This is a genomic window from Arthrobacter ginsengisoli (assembly GCF_031456935.1).
GTDB classification, from domain to species: Bacteria; Actinomycetota; Actinomycetes; order Actinomycetales; family Micrococcaceae; genus Arthrobacter; species Arthrobacter ginsengisoli.
Genome location: NZ_JAVDVQ010000033.1, coordinates 24,357 through 30,421, shown reverse-complemented (window position 1 = coordinate 30,421; position 6,065 = coordinate 24,357). Strand labels below are relative to the sequence as shown.

Below are 6,065 nucleotides of genomic sequence, written 5' to 3'. Positions count from 1 at the left end.
CAGCGTCACCCCGTCACCGGCACGCCGCAGCGCCCGCCGTATCGCGCTCGTGTCGGGGACAAATGTTTCAACGTCAGGCATGGGCTATCTCCAATGGATGAGGTGGTGCCTTTTCAAGATCAATGCCCACTATCAGGACTCCGTCGGTGACGTCGCCCGCAAACGATTCTGGCGGTGGGCGCTAAGCATCCGGCTTCTTCGGCTTTCCGCAAAGTCGGGTCTGTAGGATCCCGGCTTGTCGAAACCAAGAGGATGACGCATTTGACGAGGACCTTGCCGACTATATTGTCGGCCACGGGGGCAATGAGCCGCGTGTGTGACGCGCGGCCGTTGTCCGCAGACTTAGCCCTTCGTTCAGCGGTGGAGAAAGACGGGGGAGCATTTCTCGACGAATGCATGCATTCCTTCTTTTTGGTCCTTGATGGCAAAGCAGGAATGCATGAATCTGCGCTCCGTCTGGACGTCCTCGACCAACGACATCTCGTACGCACGATTCACGGATTCCTTGGCTAACATCGCGATCGGCTTGGACATGTCCGCGTTGGTCCTTGCCGTTGCCAAGGCATCCTCCATCAGTTCGGCCAACGGGACCACTTTAGCTACCAGGCCGCTGCACCCTGCTTCCTCGGCGCTCATCGTCCGTCCCGATAGGATCATCTCCATGGCCTTCGACTTTCCGACCGCCCGGGTCAGGCGCTGGGATCCGCCTATGCCGGGGATGACACTCAGTTTTATTCCGGACTGCCCGAAACTGGCATTTTCGGCAGCAATGATTAGATTGCAAATCATGGCGAGCTCACAGCCTCCACCCAATGCATAGCCTGCGACAGCGGCGATCATCGGAGTTCTGATCTTTGCAAGCCGGGCCCACACAGAGAACCAGTCCCGGTGAACATATCGACCTAGCTTTGAGATACCATTTCTTTGATATCAGCGCCCCCTGCAAAAGCACGATTTGAACCGGCGATAACGATGGCCCCGATATCCGGATTGGTATCGAGTTCTTGTGCTGCCGTCAAGACTTCAATACTGAGAGCTGCATTCAACGCGTTCAGGGCTCTGGGGCGATTCAGCGTGATGATGCCAACCCGGCCGTCTTGATTTACAAGAATATTTTGATATTCGGGCATTTGGTTTCCTTCGTCTCTGCGGTGGCCCAGTCTGGTCGAATCATGCAACGTTTTTCTGATCCGCACCGGTGTCTTCCCGCGCAGGGTCTGGAAGCTGTCGGTTGTTGACGTTTCCCCTGCTTACCGAGAAAAACGTCCGGTGAGTGATGCAATGGGCTGCAGGAAAATGGGTTTGGCGAGGAGCCAGGCGGCGATCACGACGACGAGCGATGCCGCGAAGATCCAGAATCCCAGCCACCCCCCTTCATCACTTGATGCATACATGTGATTAAGGTTGCGCAGCGCTCCGGTAGCCAGCACCAAGGTCACGTGCGCGATGATAAAGAGCACGAAGTAGAGCATGACCGGAAAGTGCATTGCTCGGGCGGCAGTAATCGGAAAGATCCTGTTAATCGTCTGTGCCTTGGTGGGCCAGAGTGGTGACATTCTGAGGCCGGTAATCAATGCGAGGGGTGCTGCTATGAAGACCGTGGTGAAGTAGGCCAGCAATTGGAGGCTGTTGTAGTTGACCCAGCCGTCCTCGGTAGGCCAGTTCAACGAGGCGTACTGCAGCGCAGCCGAGGCCGCGTTCGGGACCACGTCCCAGCTAGTCGGCACGATGCGCACCCATTGCCCGGTGGCTACGAGCAGCATGATGAACACGATGCCGTTGATGACCCAGAGGGCATCAAGGGTAAGGTGCAGCCACAGATCCAGGCTGATCTTCGTCGGCTGGTTCTTCGTTCGGATCAGGCCCGTGTGGTTCCGAGTCCAATACACTTTGGGACGGGCCGTGGTGCGCACCAGCCAACCAGAACGAATGATGAGAACGATGAAGAACATATTGAGGAAATGCTGCCACCCCAGCCAAGCGGGGAGGCCCACCGGTGCGCCTTCAGGCAGTTCTGTATGCCCGGGAAAGTCTGCCAGGAACGATTGACCCCCAGGAACTTCCCGGAGCCATTTCGCTAGGAGCACGACCAGAAAGAGAGCCGCGATGGCTGTGGGCGAGATCCAAATGATTTTGGACCACCTGCTTTTGGTGCCCGTTGGTGATTTCGTGGATGTCGACATCAGGCAACACCCCTCTCGCGAGTGGTCCGCCCATCAAAGGACTGATGACGGAGTCGTTGGCTCGCCCTTTGCCGGGGTGCAGTTGCCCGGCAGCGCCATCCGGGTGATGGGCGTCGGCTGCAGCTGTCCAGATCGGAGAGTGTATGGCAGCAGGAGCGTGTTTCGCTCGATCGCCGCGATGAGTGTAGTCGACTGCATTTCCGTCTTACCCCCATAGGAGTGCCGTTCTGCCTGGATCCAGGGTGGCTTCGCGTCGTGCTATTGAGCTGCATGAGATACCGTCCTGAAGCATGATGTCGAGCATTGGTCTATCGTTTACCGACCATATAACGACCGGTTGGTATGTTTCAAGAGCCTGCAATCCTACTCGCGGGCACGGGGGACCCCGCGGCGCATCTCTTCTCGCCGCACGGGTTTCGCCGATACATGGCGCGCCGCGGCGCAATCGGCGGCCAAACCAGGTGATCCGGGCCAACGCTCTCCTGAGTATATGGACATTGTGATCGAGCAAGGGGGCAGTAGGTGGAATGCTTCGCCGTCCGCCCTGACGGATGCCTCGTGGGCCTGCGGGCTACGAATGGATCTATTGCAATGGGCCCCGGGCCGGTCTTAAAGCTTTCCTTGGATTTCTCGTCCCGAGGGGCGGTGGCCGGTTGGGGATTCACCGAATGCGCTGGCAAAGGTCGATCAGCGGTTCCGGCAGGACCTTCCGGCCTGGCTCGATACGCGTGCGCTGCTGTTGCGGGAGCGTTGCGTTACAGTGCGGCGCAATTGCCCGCGCTCGGTATCGTTGCTGAAGTGGCCGGGTGCGCTGATCTGGATGCAGCCGTCGATGACTTGGGCGCATAGCTCTCTAGCGCTGCGCCGATGCCCTGGCGCCATCAATGCCCGTCTTGCATCGCAGCGACAGGTGACGTCGAGTGGAGCTTTGACGATGGAAGGGAAGCACTATGTTAGGTATCTTGATGGACTGCAGATGCAGTAGAGTCTCGAGGTTCGCGACACTAAGGCCGCTACCCCTTGACCGGTGACTGTGATCCCGCTTACAGTCAAAGTACATACCGACCGGACGTTATGAATAGCAGGGGCGCCCCAGCGGCACCTTACAAGGCTCGGGGCCCATATCGGCGGTACTTCTTGCAGGGCGCTTGCCGGGTCGTATCGTGCCGGCTACACCATGGATGGTTCCTGACATTGGCGGGGACGGCAGAGAGGGATACATGCAAGCACGTAAAACAATCTTAGATGTGACTGACTTGTCGATCGTGCACCCCGGCCGCCGTGGCCGTCCCGCGAATACTGCGGTCAAAAAACTGAATCTGACTGCCGGTGCCGGCGAGATTGTCGGGGTCGTTGGCGAGTCCGGTTCCGGCAAGACGTCGCTCGCTATGGCAGTGGTCGGTTTCGGCCGGATCACGAGCGGGAGCATCACCGTCGATGCTGTCGTCCCAGGGCCGAGGATGTCCCTTGACGAACGTGCATCTATTCAGATGGTCTTCCAAGACCCGCATGGCTCGCTGGATCCGCGCCAGACTATCGGCAGCGGCTTGGACGAGCTGCGCAAATTGCACAAGAAGCGCACAAGCTGGATCAGCGACGAAGACCTGCTGTCGCGCGTAGGACTCAGCACCGAAGTTCTTACTCGACTGTCGCACCAGATAAGTGGTGGCCAGGCTCAGCGGGTCTCGATCGCCAGAGCTTTGCTTCTCCGCCCCTCACTCCTGCTGGCCGACGAGCCGACTTCCGCTCTGGACGTTTCCGTGCAGGCGCAGATTCTGCGACTGCTGAAGAACCTTCGTGATAACGAGGGCCTCACTATTCTCTTCATTAGTCATGACCTCGCGGTAGTGCGAGCCGTTTGTGACCGGGTCTATGTCATGAAGACGGGCGAAGTCGTCGAATTCGGTTCTACGCACGAGGTTCTTGAGCACCCGAAACACCCCTACACCCAGGCCCTCCTGGCAGCGGTGCCAGGAGGAGGGATTCGTCGCGAGACCGGGCACGGGCCGCAGACGAAAGCTGGGCCGGATGGATATCTTGGGTTTGATCCGTACCAGCCTGCTAAGGAGGCTTCGTGATCCGCCTAATCGTCTCGAAGACTTCCAGCGCGGTCCTGACGCTGGTTGTGGCTTCGTCTATTGCTTTCTTTCTCGCCCGGGGTAGCGGGAGTCCTGTCCAGCAGATTCTGGGTGACTTCGCTACGCCTGACCAGATTGCACAGTTGAACGCCGAGCTGGGCATGGACCAGCCACTGATCGTCCAGTACGGCCGGTTCCTGCTGGATCTGGCAACTTTCAACCTGGGGGATTCGCTCCGGTATGACCTCAGCAATGTCGATCTCATTGCCAGCAGGCTTCCGGCGTCTATTGGATTAGCGGTCGCCGCTTTGCTGATTGCGGTACTGATCGGTGTGCCGCTTGGCATTCTGGCAGCGGTTCGCGAGGGGGGCATCATCGACCGTCTCGCTTCAGCGATGGCTTTGCTGGGGCAGTCTGTTCCACTGTTCTGGCTCGGGCTGATGCTGATAATGCTCTTTGCTGTTCAACTCGGTTGGCTCCCTGCCGGACAGAATGCGTCCCTGCCGTCTCTCGTGCTTCCTGCCGTGACCTTGTCGACCTTGCCCATGGCGCAGATAGCCAGACTCACCAGATCCAGCATGAGCGAGGTATTGCAGGAAGGATTTGTCTCAGCGGCACGCGCCCGAGGACTCGCCGGTTGGCGAATCATTCTTGTTCATGCCCTACGCTCGGCGGCCCTGCCGGTAGTGACAATCGTTGGACTTCAGATGGGAATGCTATTTTCGGGCGCCGTTACAGTTGAATTCGTCTTTGCGTGGCCAGGGCTGGGAAGCCTCGCAACCCAGGCAGTACAAACCAGGGATTTCCCACTGGTCCAGGCGATCGTCATCGTGGGTGCCCTGGGATTCGTTTTGATCAACCTCCTCGTCGACTTGCTCTATGGACTAGTTGACCCAAGAATCCGGGAGAGCGCATGAGCACCCTGACGAAAGTTGGTGAAATCCGCGTCGGCGTCAGAAAGACTCCAGGCTACTCGAGGGGCAGTGCCTCAATCCTTGCTTTCGGTGTCCCTCTCGGGCTGATTGCGTTGGTGACACTTCTGGCGCCCTTGCTTCCATTGCCTGGCCCGAACGTCCAGGTTCTTTCAGCTGCGCTAAGGCCGCCGGTGTGGCTTCCCGACGGCACGTGGAGCAACCCCTTAGGGACCGATCAGCTGGGGCGTGATGTTCTGTCTCGGGTTGTCTACGGCGGTCAGCTCACGTTCATCATCGCGCTCTCCGGCATGGTCGCGGGGGCGGTCCCAGGTATCCTTCTCGGTCTGCTTGCCGGCTACCGCCGGGGCTGGGCCGATGCAGTAATCTCACGATTCGTGGAGGCCCAGCTTGCCCTACCGTTCATCCTGCTCGCCATCGCTATTATCGCTGCGCAGGGACGATCACTGACAATTCTCATCGTTGTGCTTGCTCTAGTCGGATGGGCACAGTATGCCCGCGTGATCCGGGCGGAAACGATGTCCCTGAGGGAACGGCCCTTTATAGTCGGCCTACGATGCGCGGGGGTTCCTACCTGGCGAATCATGCTCAGGCATCTCCTGCCGAACCTCGCCGGCACAGCCACCGTCCTGGCAACCCTTCAAATGGGAACGATCATCCTGGCTGAGAGTGCCCTGAGCTTCCTCGGGCTGGGGGTCGTCGCACCCGACATCAGTTGGGGCGCCATGCTTGCCGACGGCCGGGACCAGTTGACCATGGCGTGGTGGGTGGCTGCGCTGCCGGGGCTCGCCATCACCGTCGTTGTGCTCCTTGTGAACCTTCTTGGCGACGCGCTGCGGTCCCGCTTCGATCCGAAGAAACGGAGCTTCTGA

At 59.1% G+C, this 6,065-nt stretch carries 5 protein-coding genes and 1 pseudogene; 4 read left to right on the top strand and 2 right to left on the bottom strand.

Translation table 11 applies throughout. The features are described 5' to 3' along the window. Positions 1 to 226 (top strand): hypothetical protein (locus J2X01_RS20460; RefSeq protein ID WP_310061887.1); only part of this gene is annotated, 226 nt, incomplete at its 5' end. A 128-nt stretch (positions 227 to 354) separates the two neighbouring features. On the opposite strand, the pseudogene J2X01_RS20455 reads toward J2X01_RS20460, so the two are convergent. Beyond that, positions 355 to 1,130, bottom strand: a pseudogene (locus J2X01_RS20455) (enoyl-CoA hydratase-related protein). 120 nt (positions 1,131 to 1,250) lie between these two features. Continuing rightward, the gene (locus J2X01_RS20450; RefSeq protein WP_310061884.1) at positions 1,251 to 2,183 is read right to left on the bottom strand and encodes a cytochrome b/b6 domain-containing protein; all 933 of its coding nucleotides are present in this window, start codon (positions 2,181 to 2,183) and stop codon (positions 1,251 to 1,253) included. A 1,220-nt stretch (positions 2,184 to 3,403) separates the two neighbouring features. Between J2X01_RS20450 and J2X01_RS20445 the strand changes: the two genes are divergently transcribed. Genes J2X01_RS20445 through J2X01_RS20435 form a run of 3 tightly spaced genes read left to right on the top strand, consistent with a single transcriptional unit; the run spans position 3,404 to position 6,065 of the window. Then, entirely contained in the window at positions 3,404 to 4,261 is an 858-nt protein-coding gene (locus J2X01_RS20445; protein ID WP_310061881.1) for an ABC transporter ATP-binding protein, read from the top strand. After that, on the top strand, positions 4,258 to 5,178 hold the full coding sequence (locus J2X01_RS20440) for an ABC transporter permease (RefSeq protein ID WP_310061878.1): 921 nt from the start codon (positions 4,258 to 4,260) through the stop codon (positions 5,176 to 5,178). The genes J2X01_RS20445 and J2X01_RS20440 overlap by 4 nt, the downstream gene beginning before the upstream one ends. Continuing rightward, on the top strand, positions 5,175 to 6,065 hold the full coding sequence (locus tag J2X01_RS20435; RefSeq protein ID WP_310061875.1) for an ABC transporter permease: 891 nt from the start codon (positions 5,175 to 5,177) through the stop codon (positions 6,063 to 6,065). The genes J2X01_RS20440 and J2X01_RS20435 overlap by 4 nt, the downstream gene beginning before the upstream one ends.